The sequence below is a fragment of the Micromonospora nigra genome, from assembly GCF_900091585.1.
GTDB classification, from domain to species: domain Bacteria; phylum Actinomycetota; class Actinomycetes; order Mycobacteriales; family Micromonosporaceae; genus Micromonospora; species Micromonospora nigra.
Window position 1 is genome coordinate 4,451,165 of record NZ_FMHT01000003.1, and the last position, 19,092, is coordinate 4,470,256.

General features: G+C 72.8%; 14 protein-coding genes. 8 read left to right on the forward strand and 6 right to left on the reverse strand.

Annotated features, from left to right (window positions below; genetic code table 11):
* Positions 1 to 118: 118 nt before the first annotated feature.
* Positions 119 to 1,966: a dihydroxy-acid dehydratase gene (gene ilvD / locus GA0070616_RS19360; RefSeq protein ID WP_091084824.1), complete on the reverse strand. Its 1,848-nt coding sequence runs from the start codon at positions 1,964 to 1,966 to the stop codon at positions 119 to 121.
* A gap of 110 nt (positions 1,967 to 2,076) precedes the next feature.
* Between ilvD and GA0070616_RS19365 the strand changes: the two genes are divergently transcribed.
* From GA0070616_RS19365 to serA, 5 genes are all read left to right on the forward strand, one after another.
* A complete protein-coding gene (locus GA0070616_RS19365; protein ID WP_091084828.1) occupies positions 2,077 to 4,503 on the forward strand; it encodes a putative bifunctional diguanylate cyclase/phosphodiesterase in 2,427 nt (808 codons plus the stop codon).
* Between the two features lie 216 nt (positions 4,504 to 4,719).
* Positions 4,720 to 6,603, forward strand: coding sequence for an acetolactate synthase large subunit (locus GA0070616_RS19370; RefSeq protein ID WP_091084831.1), 1,884 nt, complete (start codon positions 4,720 to 4,722; stop codon positions 6,601 to 6,603).
* Between the two features lie 61 nt (positions 6,604 to 6,664).
* Positions 6,665 to 7,180: an acetolactate synthase small subunit gene (ilvN, locus tag GA0070616_RS19375; protein ID WP_091084834.1), complete on the forward strand. Its 516-nt coding sequence runs from the start codon at positions 6,665 to 6,667 to the stop codon at positions 7,178 to 7,180.
* An 80-nt stretch (positions 7,181 to 7,260) separates the two neighbouring features.
* Positions 7,261 to 8,274 carry a ketol-acid reductoisomerase gene (gene ilvC, locus GA0070616_RS19380; RefSeq protein ID WP_091084837.1) on the forward strand — a complete coding sequence of 338 codons (1,014 nt, stop codon included), beginning with the start codon at positions 7,261 to 7,263 and terminating at the stop codon, positions 8,272 to 8,274.
* A 351-nt stretch (positions 8,275 to 8,625) separates the two neighbouring features.
* Positions 8,626 to 10,227, forward strand: coding sequence for a phosphoglycerate dehydrogenase (gene serA / locus GA0070616_RS19385; protein WP_091084841.1), 1,602 nt, complete (start codon positions 8,626 to 8,628; stop codon positions 10,225 to 10,227).
* Between the two features lie 198 nt (positions 10,228 to 10,425).
* Here serA and GA0070616_RS19390 read toward each other — a convergent pair whose 3' ends face one another.
* Together GA0070616_RS19390 and GA0070616_RS19395 are read right to left on the reverse strand one after the other, a co-directional pair.
* Positions 10,426 to 10,782 (reverse strand): hypothetical protein, encoded by a 357-nt coding sequence (locus tag GA0070616_RS19390; RefSeq protein ID WP_091084846.1) that lies wholly within the window; start codon positions 10,780 to 10,782, stop codon positions 10,426 to 10,428.
* A 534-nt stretch (positions 10,783 to 11,316) separates the two neighbouring features.
* Entirely contained in the window at positions 11,317 to 12,156 is an 840-nt protein-coding gene (locus GA0070616_RS19395; RefSeq protein WP_091084849.1) for an FAD:protein FMN transferase, read from the reverse strand.
* A 213-nt stretch (positions 12,157 to 12,369) separates the two neighbouring features.
* Here GA0070616_RS19395 and GA0070616_RS19400 point away from each other — a divergent pair, with 213 nt between their 5' ends.
* Together GA0070616_RS19400 and GA0070616_RS19405 are read left to right on the forward strand one after the other, a co-directional pair.
* The gene (locus GA0070616_RS19400) at positions 12,370 to 13,401 is read left to right on the forward strand and encodes a 3-isopropylmalate dehydrogenase (protein WP_091084854.1); all 1,032 of its coding nucleotides are present in this window, start codon (positions 12,370 to 12,372) and stop codon (positions 13,399 to 13,401) included.
* A 184-nt stretch (positions 13,402 to 13,585) separates the two neighbouring features.
* A complete protein-coding gene (locus GA0070616_RS19405) occupies positions 13,586 to 14,683 on the forward strand; it encodes a branched-chain amino acid aminotransferase (protein ID WP_091084859.1) in 1,098 nt (365 codons plus the stop codon).
* Between the two features lie 87 nt (positions 14,684 to 14,770).
* Here the strand turns inward: GA0070616_RS19405 and GA0070616_RS19410 are convergent, their stop codons facing one another.
* The gene (locus tag GA0070616_RS19410) at positions 14,771 to 15,511 is read right to left on the reverse strand and encodes a tyrosine-protein phosphatase (protein WP_091084864.1); all 741 of its coding nucleotides are present in this window, start codon (positions 15,509 to 15,511) and stop codon (positions 14,771 to 14,773) included.
* Between the two features lie 55 nt (positions 15,512 to 15,566).
* Complete coding sequence (locus GA0070616_RS19415; protein ID WP_245712998.1) at positions 15,567 to 15,977, reverse strand: PRC-barrel domain-containing protein; 411 nt, start codon at positions 15,975 to 15,977, stop codon at positions 15,567 to 15,569.
* Between the two features lie 354 nt (positions 15,978 to 16,331).
* Between GA0070616_RS19415 and cimA the strand changes: the two genes are divergently transcribed.
* Positions 16,332 to 17,915, forward strand: coding sequence for a citramalate synthase (cimA, locus tag GA0070616_RS19420; RefSeq protein ID WP_091084874.1), 1,584 nt, complete (start codon positions 16,332 to 16,334; stop codon positions 17,913 to 17,915).
* Between the two features lie 56 nt (positions 17,916 to 17,971).
* On the opposite strand, the gene GA0070616_RS19425 is transcribed toward cimA, so the two are convergent.
* The gene (locus GA0070616_RS19425) at positions 17,972 to 18,961 is read right to left on the reverse strand and encodes an endonuclease/exonuclease/phosphatase family protein (protein ID WP_245712833.1); all 990 of its coding nucleotides are present in this window, start codon (positions 18,959 to 18,961) and stop codon (positions 17,972 to 17,974) included.
* Positions 18,962 to 19,092: the final 131 nt, after the last annotated feature.

Sequence of the window (19,092 nt, forward strand, 5' to 3'; positions counted from 1 at the left end):
CCTAGAGGGGCCGAAACCTACCAAGATCTTTGAGTGCCCAGCGCCCAGCGCTCAGCGCTGGGCGCTGGGCGCTGGGCGTTCGCGGCGGCTGCCTCGCGGGCGTCCGGGTGCCGGGTGTCTACTCCGGGACGCGGCGGTACGCGCCGTCGCTGGCCGAGGTGGCCATCGAGGCGTACGCGCGCAGCGCCGCGGACACCGGCCGCTGCCGGTCCACCGGCGTGTACGGGCGGTCCCGCTTCTCCTGCGCGACGCGGCGGGCGTCCAGCACGTCGGCGGGCACGTTCAGCTCGATCGACCGGTTCGGGATGTCGATGACGATCTCGTCGCCGGGCTCGACCAGCGCGATCAGCCCGCCGGAGGCCGCCTCCGGGGAGACGTGCCCGATGGACAGGCCCGAGGTGCCGCCGGAGAACCGGCCGTCGGTGAGCAGCGCGCAGGCCCGGCCCAGCCCTCGGCCCTTGAGGAACGAGGTGGGGTAGAGCATCTCCTGCATGCCGGGTCCGCCCTTCGGGCCCTCGTAGCGGATCACCACGACGTCACCGGCGACGACCTGCTTGGCGAGGATGGCGGTGACGGCGTCGTCCTGCGACTCGTAGACCTTCGCCGGGCCGCGGAAGGTCAGGCACTCCTCGGGCACCCCGGCGGTCTTCACCACGCAGCCGTCGGGGGCGAGGTTGCCGGACAGGATGGCCAGCCCGCCGTCGGCGCTGTAGGCGTGTTCGAGGTCGCGTACGCAACCGTCGGCCGCGTCGGTGTCCAGTGACGACCAGCGGTTGGTGGTGGAGAACGGCTCGACCGTACGCACTCCGCCGGGCGCGGCGTGGAACAGGTCGACGGCCTGCGGGGTGGCGGAGCCGCCGCGCACGTCCCAGTCGGCGAGCCAGCGCTCCAGATCGGGGGAGTGCACGGCGTGCACGTCCCGGCGCAGCAGGCCGGCGCGGTCGAGTTCGCCGAGGATGGCGGGGATGCCGCCGGCCCGGTGCACGTCCTCCATGTGGTAGTTCGGGGAGTTCGGGGCGACCTTGGCCAGGCAGGGCACCCGGCGGGAGATCGCGTCGATGTCGGCGACGGTGAAGTCCAGTTCGGCCTCGCGGGCGGCGGCGAGCAGGTGCAGGATCGTGTTGGTGGACCCGCCCATCGCCACGTCCAGGGCGACGGCGTTCTCGAACGCGGCCCGGCTGGCGACCGCCCGGGGCAGCACGGAGGCGTCGTCGCCGTCGTACCACCGCTTGGCGATCTCGACGACGGTGCGGCCGGCCTCGACGAACAGCGACCGGCGCGCGGCGTGGGTGGCCAGGGTCGAGCCGTTGCCGGGCAGCGCCAGCCCGACGGCCTCGGTGAGGCAGTTCATCGAGTTGGCGGTGAACATCCCCGAGCAGGAGCCGCAGGTGGGGCAGGCGGAGCGTTCGATCTCGCCGAGCTGGTCGTCGGTGACGGCCTCGTTGGACGACGCGATCATGGCGTCGATCAGGTCGATTTTCGAGTGCACCACGCCCTCGATCGCCACCGTCTTGCCGGCCTCCATGGGGCCACCGGAGACGAAGACCGTCGGGATGTTCAGCCGTAGCGCGGCCAGCAGCATCCCAGGGGTGATCTTGTCGCAGTTGGAGATGCAGACCAGGGCGTCCGCGCAGTGCGCGTTGACCATGTATTCGACCGCGTCGGCGATCAGTTCCCGGCTGGGCAGGGAGTAGAGCATGCCGCCGTGGCCCATGGCGATGCCGTCGTCCACGGCGATCGTGTTGAACTCGCGGCCCACCCCGCCGGCGGCGGCCACCGCGTCGGCCACCAGGCCGCCCATGTCCTTGAGGTGGACGTGGCCCGGAACGAACTGGGTGAAACTGTTCGCGATGGCGACGATCGGCTTGCCGAAGTCGTCGTCGGTCATCCCGGTGGCCCGCCACAGGGCCCGGGCACCGGCCATCGTCCGACCGTGCGTGGAGGTCCTCGACCGCAGCTCAGGCATGTGTACCAGTCTGACACCGCCCGGGAGGGCCGGCACCGCCCCGCGCCCCGTGTCCCAACAGATGCACACCCGGCCCCCACGCCGGGCGCGGATCCGGCACAGTTGAGGGCGTGCACACACCCCCCGGCATGGTAGGCGTGGCGCTGTCGAGCGCCGTGGTCGCCGTGCTGGGCGTCGGTCTGCTGACGGTCGCCGCCCGCCGCCGCGGCTCGCCGCACCGCCAGGCGTACACGCTCTTCGCCGCCGGCGGCGCGGTCACCGTGGTCGGCCTGCTGCTCGCGCTGGCCGCCACGCTCGCCGCGGCCGAGCACTGGGAGCACGAACAGGGCCGCCGGGTGGGGTGGGCGACCGTGCTCGCGGTCGGGACGGCGGTCAGCGCGCTGCTGTTCGGCATGGGCCTGCTCCGGCTCCCCGGCATCGCGGCCAACCGCTCGGCGGCGGTCCGGCTCGCCCTCGACGGGTTGGTCGTCGCCGCCGCACTGTGGTTCGTCGGCTGGGTGCTGCTGTCCGAGCCGACCCGGCTGCTCGGGGCGGACACGCCCGCCGGATGCCCCTCCGTCCTGATCGCCTCGGTGAGCGCCGCCCTGATCACCGGGCTCGCCGCGATCGTCGTGATCCGGTCTCCCGCGCCACGCCCCGGTCTGACCGCGCTCGGCGCGGGCGTGACGGCCGCTTCCACCGGCGGGCTCGGGCTCGCCACCGGGCTCTGCCAGTCCGGCGCGGGGCTGGCCCTCGTCGGCGCGGTCGTGCTCGCCCTGGGGCTGCTCGTCGCCGCGGTGGCGGCGTTGCGTAGCGCCGCGCCCTGCGAACTCGACCACGACGTCACCCGCCGCGACGGCGAGTACGCGGTGGTGCCGATGTTCGCCATGGCCGCCTCGGCGATGTACCACCTCCTCCATGACGGCCGCTTCGACGCGCTCGGCATCGTCGCCGGCAGCGTGGAGGGCTTCGCCCTGGTGGCCCGGCAGTACCTGACCCTGCACGACGTGCGCGGCTACGCCCGCCGGCTCGCCGAGCGCGAGGCGCACTTCCGGGAACTGGCCCACACCGACCCGTTGACCGGCCTGGCCAACCGGCGCGGGCTGCTGCGGGCGCTGCACCGGGGCGCGGCAGCCGGCGTCCCCTGCGTGCTGCTGGGCCTCGACCTCGACGGCTTCAAGAACGTCAACGACATGCGTGGGCACGACGTGGGCGACGCCGTGCTGGCCGAGGTGGGCCGGCGGCTGCGCGGCAACCTGCGCCCCGGCGACCTGGCCGCCCGCCTCGGCGGCGACGAGTTCGCGGTGCTGATGCACGGCGGCCCGGCCGAGGCCGGCGTCGTCGCCGAACGGCTGCTCGGGGTGCTGGGCCACCCCTACGACCAGCCCGAGGGCCCGGTGTTCCTGTCGGTCAGCATCGGGCTGGCCGGGTGGGCCGGCGAGCCCGACGTGGAACTGCTGCTGCGCCACGCCGACCTGGCCCTGCGGTACGCCAAGCAGCGCGGCAAGAACCGGGTCGAACGCTACGACGGCGCGTACGACCGGCTGCTGCGCCGCCGCACCACCGTGGAGCACGAGCTGCGGGGCGCGATCGAACGTGACGAGCTGCGGCTGGTCTTCCAGCCGGTGGCCTCGCTGCCCTCGGTCCGCCCGGTCGGGGCCGAGGCCCTGCTGCGCTGGCACCACCCCGAGCTGGGCACCGTCCGCCCCGACGAGTTCATCCCCCTCGCCGAGGAGTGCGGGATGATCGCCAAGCTGGGCGCCTGGGTGCTGCACCAGGCCTGCTGGCAGCTGTCCCGCTGGCTGGCCGACGGCCACGACGTCTGGGTGTCGGTGAACGTCTCACCCCGCGAGCTGCACGCCCCGGAGTACGTCGTCCAGGTCGCCGAGGCGCTGCGCGCCCACCACGTGCCGCCGCAGCGCCTCGTGCTGGAGGTCACCGAGCACGCCGTCGCCACCGACCTCGACGAGCTGATCCGGCGGCTGACCGCGTTGCGGCTGACCGGCGTGCGGATCGCGTTGGACGACTTCGGTGCCGGCTACTCGTCGCTGGGGCAGCTGCGCCGGTTGCCGATCGACATTCTCAAGATCGACCACGGTCTGGTGGCCGAGCACGAGCCCGTCCGTCCCGTGGGTCGGGACGGGCCGGCGTTCGCCCCGATGGTCGACATCGTGATGCGGCTCGGGCACCAGTTCGGGTTGGAGGTCATCGCCGAGGGGGTGACCACTCCCACGGAACTGGCCGCCGTCGTCGCCGCCGGCTGCCGGTTCGGGCAGGGCGCGCTGTTCGGTTGGGGCGTCCCGGCGGAACACCTGGAGGCGATGCTGGAGGCCGCCACGTCGCCGGGCGCCCGCCCGGCGGCGCTGCCGCCGCCCCCGCCGCCCGCGCCCGCACGACCCGCGCCGTCGCCGCTGCTGCCGCGCCTGCGGTCGAACCCGCCGGCCCCGTCGGTGCCCGCCCCGCGCGCCTCCCAGGAGGGTCACGAGCAGGCCGAACGTGGCCGCCAGGGCGCGTCGGGTCCCGACACGCCGACGTCCGTTAACCAGAATATGGGATGAGTTGACTCATCGCGTGAGATGCGTCAGGCTTGGTCGCATGTCGTCGTACCGGTCGCTGCGAGTACTTACCTGAGCGCACTCTCCCGAGCGAGAGTGCGCTGGCCCCGTGCATCTGCACGTGGGCTTTTTTGTTGCCGTCGGACCATCGGGGCGGGCTTCGCCCGCGTTCCACCGCCTGACCAGCCCCAGCCACTTCAGCCGAAGGCCTGAACCGTCATGACGAGACCCACGCCAGAGACCCTCGCCCACTCCGCCCGGCGCCGCACGGCCGCCGAGGCCGCGACCGACCCCGGCCCCGCCGGTGCGGTCCGCCCCGCCGTCCCGTCCGCCGCCCCGGGGGTACGCGCCCCCGCCCCGACCCAGGTCTCCGGCGCCGGCTCCCTGGTGCGGTCCCTCGAGGCGCTCGGTGTCGAGGTCGTCTTCGGCATCCCCGGCGGGGCGATCCTGCCCGCCTACGACCCGCTGTACGACTCCACGGTCCGCCACATCCTGGTCCGCCACGAGCAGGGCGCCGGTCACGCGGCCACCGGCTACGCGCAGGCCACCGGCCGGGTCGGGGTGTGCATCGCCACCTCCGGTCCGGGCGCGACGAACCTGGTCACCCCGATCGCCGACGCGTACATGGACTCGGTGCCGATGGTGGCGATCACCGGCCAGGTGCCGCGGCCCGCGATCGGCACGGACGCCTTCCAGGAGGCGGACATCCAGGGCATCACCCTGCCGATCACGAAGCACAACTTCCTCGTGCAGAGCGCCGAGGAGATCCCCCAGGTGCTGGCCGAGGCGTTCCACCTGGCCTCGACCGGTCGGCCCGGCCCGGTCCTGGTCGACATCCCCAAGGACGTCCTGCAGGCCGCCACCACGTTCGCCTGGCCGCCCACGCTGGACCTGCCGGGCTACCGGCCGACCCTGCACCCGCACGGCAAGCAGATCCGCGAGGCGGCCCGGCTGATCAGCGCGGCCCGCCGGCCGGTGCTCTACGTCGGCGGCGGCGTGCTCAAGGCGGGGGCCACCGAAGGGCTGCGCAAGCTGGCCGAGCTGACCGGCATCCCGGTGGTCACCACCCTGATGGCGCTGGGCGCGTTCCCCGACTCCCACCGGCAACACCTGGGCATGCCCGGCATGCACGGCACCGTCGCGGCGGTCTACGGCCTCCAGAAGGCCGACCTGCTCATCGCCCTGGGGGCGCGGTTCGACGACCGGGTCACCGGCCGGCTCGACTCGTTCGCTCCCGACGCCACCGTGGTGCACGCCGACATCGACCCGGCCGAGATCGGCAAGAACCGGCACGCGGAGGTGCCGATCGTCGGTGACGCCAAGCACGTCATCGACGAGCTGCTGGCGGCGGTCACCGCCGAGCGCGCGGCGGGTCACTCCGCCGACCTGTCCGACTGGTGGACGCAGCTCGACGACCTGCGCAGCCGCTACCCGCTGGGGTACGAGGAACCCGCCGACGGCACCCTGGCCCCGCAGTTCGTGATCAAGCGGCTGGGCGAGATCGTCGGCCCGGACGCGATCTACGTGGCCGGGGTGGGCCAGCACCAGATGTGGGCCTCCCAGTTCATCTCGTACGAGAAGCCCCAGACCTGGCTGAACTCCGGCGGCGCGGGCACGATGGGCTACGCGGTGCCGGCGGCGATGGGCGCGAAGGTCGGCAGGCCGGACACGACGGTCTGGGCGATCGACGGCGACGGCTGCTTCCAGATGACCAACCAGGAGCTGGCGACCTGCGCCCTGGAGGGCATCCCGGTCAAGATCGCGGTGATCAACAACGGCAACCTGGGCATGGTCCGCCAGTGGCAGACCCTGTTCTACGGGGAGCGCTACTCCAACACCGAACTCGGCACCCACAAGCACCGCATCCCCGACTTCGTGAAGCTGGCCGAGGCGCTCGGCTGCATCGGGCTGCGCTGCGAGAACGCCGAGGACGTCGACAAGGTGATCGAGGCGGCCATGGCGATCGACGACGCGCCGGTCGTCATCGACTTCGTGGTCGGCAAGGACGCCATGGTGTGGCCGATGGTCGCCGCCGGCACCAGCAACGACGAGATCATGTTCGCCCGGGACGTCCGCCCGGCCTTCGACGAGGACGACATCTAGTCATGACCGATCGCACCGAACGTAGTGAGGGCCGTGAGGGCATGACGAGGAAGGCACTGCGATGACCATTCACACTCTGTCCGTCCTCGTGGAGAACAAGCCGGGCGTGCTGGCCCGCGTCTCCGGGCTGTTCTCGCGGCGCGGCTTCAACATCGACAGTCTCGCCGTCGGCGAGACCGAGAACCCGGACGTCTCCCGCATCACCATCGTGGTCAACGCCGAGTCCTCACCGCTGGAACAGGTCACCAAGCAGCTCAACAAGCTGGTCAACGTACTCAAGATCGTCGAGCTGGACCCGTCGACCTCGGTCTCCCGGGAGTTGCTGCTGGTCAAGGTGCGCGCCGACCGCAACGCCCGCGCCCAGGTGCTCGAGACGGTCAACCTGTTCCGGGCCCGGGTGGTCGACGTCGCCTCCGACACGCTGACCATCGAGGCCACCGGCACACCCGACAAGCTCGACGCACTGCTGCGCGACCTCGAACCCTTCGGAATCAAGGAGATGGTCCAGTCCGGGCTCGTGGCGATCGGGCGCGGCTCGCGTTCCATCACCGCCGGCCCGGCACTGCGGGCCGCCTGACCCACCCGCGGGTCGGGTCGCCGGCCCCGCACCGCACAAACCACGACGAGCCACTGCGGCCGCCGTACGAAAGGGAAGTCATGAGCGTTGAGGTGTACTACGACGACGACGCCGACCTGGGTCTGATCCAGGGCAGGAAGGTCGCCGTGATCGGGTACGGCAGCCAGGGCCACGCCCACGCGCTGTCGCTGCGCGACTCCGGCGTCGACGTGGTGATCGGCCTGCCGGAGGGCTCGAAGAGCCGTGCCAAGGCCGAGGAGCAGGGCCTGCGGGTGCTCACCCCGGCCGAGGCGGCCGCCACGGCCGACGTGATCATGATCCTGGCGCCGGACACCGCCCAGCGCAGCCTCTACGCGGAGTCGATCGCGCCGAACCTGGCCCCCGGCAAGGCCCTGTTCTTCGGCCACGGCTTCAACATCCGCTACGGCCTGATCAAGCCCCCGGCCGAGGTGGACGTCGCCATGGTCGCGCCGAAGGGCCCCGGTCACCTGGTCCGCCGCCAGTACGCCGACGGCAAGGGCGTGCCCTGCCTCGTCGCCGTCGAGCAGGACGCCAGCGGCGGGGCGCTCGCCCTGGCCCTGTCGTACGCCAAGGGCATCGGCGGCACCCGGGCCGGCGTGATCCGTACCTCCTTCAAGGAGGAGACGGAGACCGACCTGTTCGGCGAGCAGGCGGTGCTCTGCGGGGGTGCCGCGGCGCTGGTGCAGTCGGGCTTCGAGGTGCTGACCGAGGCCGGTTACGCCCCCGAGGTGGCCTACTTCGAGTGCCTGCACGAGCTGAAGCTCATCGTCGACCTGATGTACGAGGGCGGCATCGCCAAGATGCGCTACAGCATCTCCGACACCGCCGAGTACGGCGACCTGTCCCGTGGCCCGCGCGTCATCGACGGCCGGGTCAAGGAGGAGATGCGCAAGATCCTCGGTGAGATCCAGTCCGGCGAGTTCGCCCGGGAGTGGGTCGCCGAGGACGAGTCCGGCCGGCCGAACTTCCGCAAGTGGCAGGCCGAGGGCGCGGCGCACCCGATCGAGGAGACGGGCGCGAAGCTGCGCGGAATGATGAGCTGGGTGGACCGCCCGATCACCGAGACCGCCTGAGCGACGTCCCACCACGGCACCCCGGGCCGGCGCTCTCCCCAGCGCCGCCCCGGGGTGCCTGGCATCCATGCCCCCTCGGAGTGGATGTCGGGCGGTGACCGTCGGCGGTGGGGCCGGGGGCGGGGCGCCGCGACCTGCCGCGCCTGCTGGCTAACGATCGTTAACTCGCACGTCACATGCGGTTTGTGAGGGCACTCACCCCGCAAGCGCGGACCTGCCGGCGGGCCGGCCCCCTACGATCGCGGGTAGGTGTGCAGCCGGCACCTGACGGCCATGGCCCGGACCAGCGCCGGGCGCAGCGCAGCGCCCCGCAGCCCCGGCCGACCGCTCTGACGACATCTACGAGGACCAATGACTCCTGTCGTACTGATCGCCGAAGAACTCGCTCCCGCCGCCATCGAGGTGCTCGCCCACGACTTCGACGTCCGTCACGTCGACGGCACCGACCGCCCGGCCCTGCTCTCGGCGCTGTCCGAGGCCGACGCCGTGCTCGTGCGCAGCGCGACCCAGATCGACGCCGAGGCGATCGCCGCCGCGCCCCGACTGAAGGTCGTCGCCCGGGCCGGTGTGGGGCTGGACAACGTCGAGGTGCCGGCCGCCACCGCGCGGGGCGTCATGGTCGTCAACGCCCCGACCTCCAACATCGTCTCCGCCGCCGAGCAGGCGGTCGCGCTGCTGCTCGCGGTGGCCCGCAACACCGCCAGCGCCAGCGCCGCGCTCAAGGCGGGGGAGTGGAAGCGGTCGAAGTACACCGGCGTGGAGATCCAGGGCAAGACCGTCGGAGTGGTCGGCCTCGGCCGTATCGGCGTGCTGTTCGCGCAGCGCATCGCCGCCTTCGGCACCCGGCTGATCGCGTACGACCCCTACATCCAGCCGGCCCGCGCCGCCCAGCTCGGAGTGCGTCTGGTCGGTCTGGAGGAGTTGCTGCGGGAGAGCGACTTCATCTCGATCCACCTGCCGAAGACCCCCGAGACGGTCGGCCTGATCGGTGAGAAGGAACTCGCCCTGGTCAAGCCGGGCGTTCGGATCGTCAACGCCGCCCGGGGCGGCCTGATCGACGAGCAGGCCCTGGCCGACGCCATCGCCGAGGGCCGGGTCGCCGGGGCGGGCGTGGACGTCTACGCCAAGGAGCCGTGCACCTCCTCGCCGCTGTTCGCGTTCGACAACGTGGTGGCCACCCCGCACCTGGGCGCGTCCACCGCCGAGGCGCAGGACAAGGCGGGTCTGGCCGTCGCCAAGAGCGTCAAGCTGGCGTTGCAGGGCGAGTTCGTACCGGACGCGGTCAATGTGCAGGCCGGCGGCGTGGTCGCCGAGGACGTCCGCCCGCTGCTGCCGTTGGCCGAGAAGTTGGGTCGGGCCTTCACCGCCGTCGCCGGTGGGGTGGCCGCCAGCGTCACCGTCGAGGTGTGTGGTGAGATCGTCGACCACGACGTGACCGTGCTCAAGCTCGCCGCGACCAAGGGGCTGTTCAGCTCGGTGGTCGAGGAGCAGGTGACCTACGTCAACGCGCCGCACCTGGCCGCCGAGCGCGGTGTCGAGGTGTCGCTGGCCACCCAGGCCGAGACCACCGACCACCCGGTCCTGGTCACCGTCCGGGGTGCGCTGCCCGACGGTCGTACGGTCAGCGTCTCGGGCACCGTCACCACCACGGGCCCCGGTCGGGACGTCATCAAGCTGACCGAGGTGGACGGCTTCGACGTGGAGATCGGCGCGGAGGGCATCCTGCTCTTCCTCCGCTACGCCGACCGGCCCGGCGTGGTCGGCACCGTCGGCACCCTGCTCGGCGAGGCCGGCATCAACATCGCCGCGATGCAGGTGGCCCGTCGGGAGGCCGGCGGCGAGACGCTGATGACCCTCACCGTCGACCAGGCGCTCGGTGCCGAGCTGCTCACCTCGGCGGCCGACTCGATCGGCGCGACGGCGGCCAGCGCCGCCGACCTGCGCGACGAGTAGTCGACGCGCGACGAACGGAGGGGCCCGGCCGGACACGGCGGGCCCCTCCGCCGTCGCGGGCTCGGTCCGCCGCTGGTCTCCCCGCCCCGCTGCCCGCACCCCGGCCGGGATGGCGGGCGGCTCGGGCAGGGTCGTCACCGCACCCGTGCGCAGCCCGGCGGTGCCGCTCGTCCGCAGCCCGGCGGTGCCGCCCGACCGTCAGCCGGGCATCCGGGCCGGCGGCGGGTAGACCGAGCCGTCCTGCGCGTCGAAGAGCATCAGGGCGTGCTCGGCGGCCAGCCGCTCGATGTCGAGCAGGACCTGGTCGGGGCAGGCCGGGTCGAGGTTCAGTTCGACGTGGTCGGACGCGGCGTGCAACGGGAGCACCGCCCACGGCGAACCCGGCCCGGTCGCCCGGTCGGGATAACTGGCGGTGATCGCCCGGTAGAAGCCGACCACCCGGGGGTCCGGCTGCCGCTCCGGATGCCGTCCCTCCCGGCATCCCCGCACGGCCGTCCGGACGTCCTCGGGCGTCGCCCCGTCTGCCAGGGCCCATACGCTGAGATCGAAACTCACGGCGGACAGCGTGCCATCCGTCGTTCGTGATGTCGAAGTCGACCCGTCGCAGGCCAGCCGTCCGGCTGACACCACCGTCGTCCGCACGGTCCGCTGTGGAGGCTCTTGCCGCGAATCGCGCCGAACGGATAGCGTACCGGTGCGGTTACTGGCTGAGCTCGTGGCGCCGGCCCGTCTTCGGGTGGCGCGGTCGACGTCCGGCCGACCGGCCCGCACCCCTCGATTGCGCGAGCCACGCGCACTCGTCGCTGACCGGCCCCCACGGCCGTTGCCGCGGCCGTGGGGGTCGATCGCGGTCTGCCTCACCCTGGGGGCCGGTCGCGGTCCGCCTCACCCCGCGTCGCCTCAACCCCGGTCACCTCGGGCCTCAACTGCGCCGTGCCCGGCAACCTGGGTGGTGCCGGCAGCGATGTCCGCGCCGATCTTCCCCGCCGCGACACCTCGTGGCTCGCGCCGGGACCGGCCGGGGGTCCGGTGAGTCGCGGTCAGCCGGCCGGATTTCCGGTGCGTCGCTGCCAGCCGGCCGCCGAATCCTCAGCGCTGGTGGGCGAGCAGAGACCGGTAGGGGGAGTTCCCCCGGAACCAGGCCAGCCCGGCCGGGCCGGCCGCGTAGAGCGCGGTGGCGTAGGCGTCGGCCACGGCCAGGTCGGGGCCCACCACGGTGGCGGCGACGAACTGGTCGGCCGGCTCGCCGGTGTGCGGATCCACCACGTGCCCCTGCCGCCCCGACACGCCGGAGGTGCCCACGGCGCCGGCCGTCATCTCCAGCACCGTCGGGGTCCGACGCCGGTCGGTGGGGTGGTGCACCGCGACGCGCCACGGGCCGCCGTGCGCGGCGTGGCCGCGTACCACCAGGTCGGCGCCCGCGACCACCGCGTAGTCGTGGATGCCGGCGGCGCGCAACCGGGCCGCGGCCCGCTCCACCGCCCACCCGCCGAGCAGGCCGCCGGGGTCGAAGCCGCCGGGCACGGCCCAGGCGTCGAACCAACCGTCGGTGGCGGCCCGCATGGCGGCGCAGCGGTCGACCAGGTCGGCCAGCGGTGGGTACGACTCGGGACTGATCTCGTTCCGGCGCAGCCGGGACACCAGGCTCTCCGGTCGGCTGGGACCGTAGGTGAGATCGACGGCCCGCAGTTCGGCGACGGCGTCGCGCAGCGCCTCGACGACGCCTCGCCGGCCCAGCCGTGTCGGGGCGTTCAGCAGCAGCGTGTAGCCGGCGGTGGAGGTGCGCACCGAGTGCCGCACCGCGATCCGGTCGCCGGGGACGGTGCCTGACGGGTCGGCGCGGTGCCCCAGCCGGCCGAGCCGCAGGTCCGGCCGGCGGAAGGCCGAGGTGTCCACCCAGCGTGTCCGTGGCTGCTCGTCGGTCCGCATGGCACCCGCTCCCTCGTCGACGCTGCCGCGCTGCGGCGTCGCGTCGGGCCACCTGGCCCGGCGCGTTCCACGCTATTCGACGGAGATGACCACTTCGTGAATGCCGCCTGGGTAGTTGCTGTGCATCGGGAGGTCCCGAGATGTGGACGATTCGTACCGGGAGGCGGGACGTCGGCGTACCGTCGACCGGACGGTGGAGCGAAGGAGCTGACGGTGGCACGGATCGCGGTGGTGGCCGGGGACGGGATCGGACCCGAGGTGGTCGCGCAGGCCCGCAAGGTCGTCGACGCCGTGCTCCCCGGAGTCGAGGCCACCGAATACGACCTGGGCGCCGCGCGCTACCACCGCACGGGCGAGGTGCTGCCCGAGTCGGTGCTGGAGGAACTGGCCGGCCACGACGCCATCCTGCTCGGTGCCGTCGGCGACCCCACGGTCCCGCCCGGGGTGCTGGAGCGCGGGCTGCTGCTCAAGCTGCGCTTCGCCTTCGACCAGTACGTGAACCTCCGGCCGTCGCGACTGTGGCCCGGCGTGGCCGGTCCGCTGGCGGCCGTCAAGCCCGGCGAGGTCGACCTGGTCGTGGTCCGGGAGGGCACCGAGGGCCTGTACGCGGGTGCCGGCGGCGCGCTGCACCGGGGCACCCCGGCCGAGGTCGCCACCGAGGAGAGCCTGAACACCCGGCACGGGGTGGAACGGGTGATCCGGGACGCGTTCGCCCGCGCCCGTCGCCGCGAGCGCCGCAAGGTCACCCTGGTGCACAAGACCAACGTGCTCACCCACGCCGGTTCGCTGTGGGCCCGCGCCTTCGAGGCGGTCGCCGCCGAGCACCCCGACGTCACCACCGAGTACCAGCACGTCGACGCCGCGGCCATGTTCCTGGTCACCCAGCCGCAGCGGTACGACGTCGTCGTCACCGACAACCTGTTCGGCGACATCCTCACCGACATCGCCGCCGCCGTCACCGGCGGGATCGGACTCGCCGCCAGCGGCAGCATCAACCCCGACGGGGCGTACCCGTCGATGTTCGAGCCGGTGCACGGCTCCGCGCCGGACATCGCCGGTCGCGGAGTGGCCGACCCGGTCGCTGCGGTGCTGTCGGCGGGGCTGCTGCTCGACCAGCTCGGGCACGCCGAGGAGGCGGCCCGGATCACCGCCGCCGTCGGCTCGGAGCTGGCCGCCCGCACGCCGGGCGTACCGGTACGCACGGTCGAGGTCGGCGACCGGCTCGCGGCGTACGCCGCCTCCTGAGCGCCCGCCGCGCGAGCCTGCGCGGGCTGCCCCGGATTCCCCGGTCGACGCGTCGGCGGTTCCGTCGTGACGCCCCTGCGCCCGGATGGAGCTACCCGCTGAACGACCGTTCGGGGTAAGTTTTGGCTCACAGTCCCCGGCGCGCGGTTCCGTGCGCCGTTCAACCCCCAGGGAGGTCAGCGCGATGAGCGGTGGTGACACGCTCGAATTCGAGATCCGTCCGAATCCCGCGCCGGTAACCGCCGCCGACCGGGCCGCCCTGCTGGCCAACCCGGGGTTCGGCCGGGTCTTCACCGACCACATGGTGACCATCAGGTACGCCGACGGCAAGGGCTGGTACGACGCCCGGGTCGAGGCGCGGGCCCCCATCCCGATGGACCCGGCCAGCGCGGTGCTGCACTACGCGCAGGAGATCTTCGAAGGCATGAAGGCGTACCGCACCGCCGACGGTGGGGTCACCATGTTCCGGCCGGAGGCCAACGCCGCCCGGTTCAACACCTCCGCCCGGCGGATGGCGATGCCCGCGCTGCCCGAGTCGACGTTCGTCGAGTCGCTGCACCGGCTCATCGAGATCGACCGGGCGTGGATCCCCGAAGGCGAGGACGGCAGCCTCTACCTGCGGCCGTTCATGTTCGCCAGCGAGGTCTTCCTCGGGGTGCGCCCCGCCAACGAGTACCTGTACGTGGCGATCGCCTCGCCGGTGGGGGCCTACTTCTCCGGCGGGGTCAAGCCGGTGACGGTGTGGGTGTCACCGGACTTCACCCGGGCCGCGCCCGGCGGTACGGGGGCGGCGAAGTGCGGCGGCAACTACGCCGCCTCGCTGGCGGCGCAGGCAGAGGCCATCGAGCACGGCTGCGACCAGGTGGTGTTCCTGGACGCGGTGGAGCGCCGCTGGGTCGACGAGTTGGGCGGCATGAACGTCTTCTTCGTCTACGACGACGGCTCCGTCGCCACCCCGCCGCTGACCGGCACGATCCTGCCGGGGATCACCCGTGAGTCGGTGATCACCCTGGCCACGGCGGCCGGTCACCGGGTGCAGGAGCGACCGGTGAGCTTCGCCGACTGGCAGGCCGACGCGGCCAGCGGTCGGCTGCGCGAGGTGTTCGCCTGCGGCACCGCCGCCGTGGTCACCCCGATCGGGCAGGTCCGCTTCCCCGACGGGGAGTTCACGATCGGTGACGGTGAGCCCGGGCAGGTCACCATGGCCCTGCGCCAGCAGCTCGTCGACATGCAGCGCGGCAAGACCGCCGACCCGCACGGCTGGGTCCACCGGGTCCTGTGAGTCGGCGGCCCGCCCGCGTGAGTCGGCGGCCCGCCCGCGTGAGTCGGCGGCCCGCCCGCGTGAGTCGGCGGCCCGCCCGCCGTCGGATCATTCGAGCAGGTGGGTGCGCAGGGCGGTGAGCTGAGCCGACGAGACCCCGGCGTGCCGCAGGTAGTCCTCCACGGAGCCGTGGCCCTCGCGCAGTTCGGCGAGGAACAGGCGCATCGTCTCGGCGGGGGAGGCGAGGAACGGCGCCGGCACGTCCTGCACCTCGGGCAGGGTCTGTCGCAGCCAGGCGCTGAACCGCTGCGACGCCTCGGTGCTCAGGGCGTAGTCGGCGACGATGTCGTCGTCGTGCACGCCCAGCACCGACAGGGTCAGGGCGCAGACGATGCCCGTGCGGTCCTTGCCGGCCACGCAGTGCACCACCACCGGGGCGGCGGTGCTGTCGGCGATCAGCCCGATCGCCTCCGCCAGCCCGGCCGTCCCGGTCTGCGCGAGGTCGGCGTACCGGTCGGCGAGGTAGCGGGCGAGGTCCGCGCCGGGGGCGTACGGCTTCTCGGCCCAGTCGGCGTGTTCGGGGTGGATGTGCCGGTAGGTGAGCCCGTCGAGGTCGGGTACCCGACCGTCGCGGGCGACCTCTTGTGGCCGGCGCAGGTCGATGACGGTGCGGACGCCGAGGGCGGTGAACGCCTCGTGGTCGTCGGGCCCGATCCGGTGCAGCGAGTCGGAGCGGTACAGCCGGCCCCACCGCACGGTGCGACCGGCGTGCCCCCGGTAGCCACCGACGTCGCGGAAGTTGAAGGCGGAGGAGAGGGCGATCCTGCGGTTCAACTCGATCGGTTCCACGCAGACACGGTTACGGCCTCCCGCGTCGCGCGGGAGGCCGTAACCGTGCCGATGATCAGCGGGCGGTGCCGGGGGGCGTCGCCGTGTAGGTGTCGCCGTAGTAGCCACCGAGCTTGTCCCGGTAGGCCGGGTCGGTGTCGGTCTCGTCGTACTCCGGGGCGGCCTTGATCTGGTCCTTGCTCCGGTCGACGAAGACCTTCTTGTCGTCGTGGTCGACGCGGTTGACGGTGCCGGCCGGCAGCATGACCTTCTTGCCGAAGATCCACGGACCGGTGTCCACGACGAGGTAGCTGGCGTTCACCTCGTGGCTCGCCTCGTCGATCTTGCCGATCGAACCGTCGGTCGCCTCGACCTTGTATCCGACGAGGTCGGTGTCGGCGACCCCGGCGTCGTCGCGGTAGCGCCACGGGTCGAACGAACCGGCGGGGGCGCCACCGGCGAAGGCACCCTGGCCGCCGTGCAGCATCGGGTCCGGCGTGGCGTGCGTGGCGTTTGTGTCGATCCTGTCCATGGGATGTCTCCTGTCCCGACTTGGTAGTCGTCTCGGAGGTAGGTACTTCGTCGTCCCGAAACTTCCTACCCGGGCTCCCACGTCATACACACCGCGCCGGGATCCGATGTCAGATCCGCCGTCGTCCCGGTATGTGGATTCTGCCTCCCACATGTGCTCCGGGGTGGCAGAGTACCGAGCGTGACCAGCACCGTCCTCATTATTGGCAGCTAGCGCGCCGGCCCCCCTCCGCCGAGCGCGCAGACCTCCCGCATCCGCGGGGGGTCTTTTTGTTGCAGGTAGCAGGCTGGTCCGGATGAAGGGATCCCCATGACGTTCCAGGTCTACGACACGACCTTGCGCGACGGCGCCCAGCGTGAGGGCCTCAGCTACTCGGTGGTCGACAAGCTCGCGGTGGCCCGACTGCTCGACGAACTGGGCGTCGGCTTCATCGAGGGCGGCTGGCCGGGGGCCGTGCCGAAGGACACCGAGTTCTTCCGCCGGGCCCGCACCGAACTCGACCTGCGGCACGCGGTGCTGGTGGCCTTCGGCGCCACCCGCCGGGCCGGCGTCACGGTCACCGACGACCAGCAGGTGCGCGGCCTGCTCGACGCCGAGACCCCGGCGGTGGCGCTGGTGGCCAAGGCCGACCTGCGCCACGTCGAGCGGGCGCTGCGCACCACCGCCGAGGAGAACCTGGCGATGATCCGCGACACGGTGACCCACCTGGTCGCCGAGGGCCGGCGGGTCTTCGTCGACGGCGAGCACTTCTTCGACGGGTACCGGCACGACCCCGCGTACACCGCCTCGGTCGTCGAGACCGCGCTCGCGGCCGGCGCCGAACGCTTCGTGCTCTGCGACACCAACGGCGGGATGCTGCCCTCCCAGGTCACGGCGGCCGTCGCGGACCTCGTCGCGCGTACCGGCATCAACCCGGAACGGTTCGGCATGCACGCCCAGAACGACACCTCCTGCGCGGTGGCCAACACCATCGCCGCCGTCGAGGCCGGCGTACGGCACGTGCAGGGCACCGCCAACGGGTACGGCGAACGGCCCGGCAACGCCGACATCTTCGCCGTCGTCGCCAACCTCCAGCTCAAGCTCGGGATGCCCGTCCTACCGCAGGGCTGCCTGGAACAGATGGTGCGGGTCTCGCACGCCATCGCCGAGATCGCCAACATCGCCCCCGACACCCACCAGGCATATGTCGGGGCCGCCGCCTTCGCCCACAAGGCGGGGCTGCACGCGAGTGCGATCAAGGTCGACCCGGTGCTCTACAACCACGTCGACCCGTCGGTGGTGGGCAACGACATGCGGATCCTCGTCACCGAGATGGCCGGCCGGGCCAGCATCGAGCTCAAGAGCCGCGAGCTGGGTCTGGACCTGGCCGGCCATCCGGAGACCCTGTCGCGGGTGACCAGCCGGGTCAAGGAACTGGAGGCCGGCGGCTGGTCCTTCGAGGCCGCCGACGCCTCGTTCGAGCTGCTGGTGCGCTCCGAACTGCCGGACGCCGCTCCGGTGCGACCGTTCGCGCTGGAGTCCTACCGGGTGCAGGTCGAGCACCGCGAGGACGGCGCGGTGGTCTCCGAGGCCACGGTCAAGATCCGGGTACGCGGGGAGCGCGTGATCGCCACGGCGGAGGGCAACGGCCCGGTCAACGCCCTCGACGAGGCGCTGCGGGTCGGCCTCGGTCGGCACTACCCGCAGCTGCGGGACTTCGAACTCGCCGACTACAAGGTGCGCATCCTGGAGGGCAGCCACGGCACCGGAGCGGTCACCCGGGTGCTGGTGGAGACGGCCGACGGCCGGGGTGGCGACTGGACCACGGTCGGCGTGCACCCGAACGTCGTGGAGGCCAGCTGGCACGCCCTGGTCGACGCGCTCACCTACGGCCTCGACCGCGCCCGCGTCTGACGCGGCCGCCTGCCCGGCTCACGGCCGACCGCGAGGTCTGCCCGCGCCACGTGGTCTCACCGGCCGGGCAGGCGCAGGTCGGCCAGCACGGCACGATGGTCGCTGCGCGCCAGCCCGTGCACCTCGACCGCGCGAACCGCGATCCGGCGGTCGACCAGCACGTGGTCGATGGTCACCGGCGGGATCAGGTCGCCGTCGTAGGGGCCCCAGGTGCCGACCAGCCCGGCCCCGACGGCGGCCGCCGCGTCCGTGTATCCGGTGTCGATGAGAGCGCGTAGCGGTGAGTGGTCGAGGGTGGCGTTGAAGTCCCCGGCCAGGATGCTCAGCGGGCCGCGCGGGGTGGCCGGAGGCTGCGCGGCAAGGTCGGCACGCCAATGGCCCACCTGGTCCACCGCGTACGGGGCGGCGGGGTGCACCGACTCGACCCTGATCGGGGGCGACCCCGCAACGGCGAGCGTCGCGTACGCCTGCGTGAAGCCCCATGCCCCGCGCAGGTGACGGATCCCGCCGTCGGTCATCGGGTGGCGGCTGTACAGACCCGAGCCGGTGGTGCCCTCCACCGGGTGGGTCTGGCGGTGGGGCAGCAGGTCGGCCAGCCCGAGCCCGTCCAGAGCGGTCGCCGCCTGCGGGGTGAGTTCCTGCACCGCCAGCACGTCGACCCGCTCGGCGCGTACCAGGGCCACGAGCAACGCCGGGTCGGCCGATCCGGCGAGCAGGTTCGCGGTGAGCACCCGCAGTGCGGGACCGTCCACCTCGGGGGCGGGGGAGGGCAGCGCGCGGGGTGCCACCGTGGCCGCGAGTGCGATTGTGGTCAGCGCCGCCACGAGCACCGGCCCTCGCCGCCGCAGGACGGCCGCGAGCAGCAGCGGCACGAGGCTCGCCCCGCAGGCGTAGGGCGTGAATGCCAGCGCCTGCACCAGCGGTCCCCGATCGAGGTCGAAGAACCGGACCAGTGCCCACAGCACACCGGGTGTCACGAGCAGCCAGGCGACGACCGTCCACCGTGGTTTCCTCCGGGCGGGCGACGGCGCAGGGTCGACGGTCACGGGCGGATGCTAGCCCCGCTTCGCGTGGGGGCCGGTGCCGACCTCGGGGGAAGGAGCCCGCCCGCAGTGCAGTTCGTGAATGGTCACACTTTCGCGTTTCACAATTACCTGTCGGTTGGAAGACGCGCCGA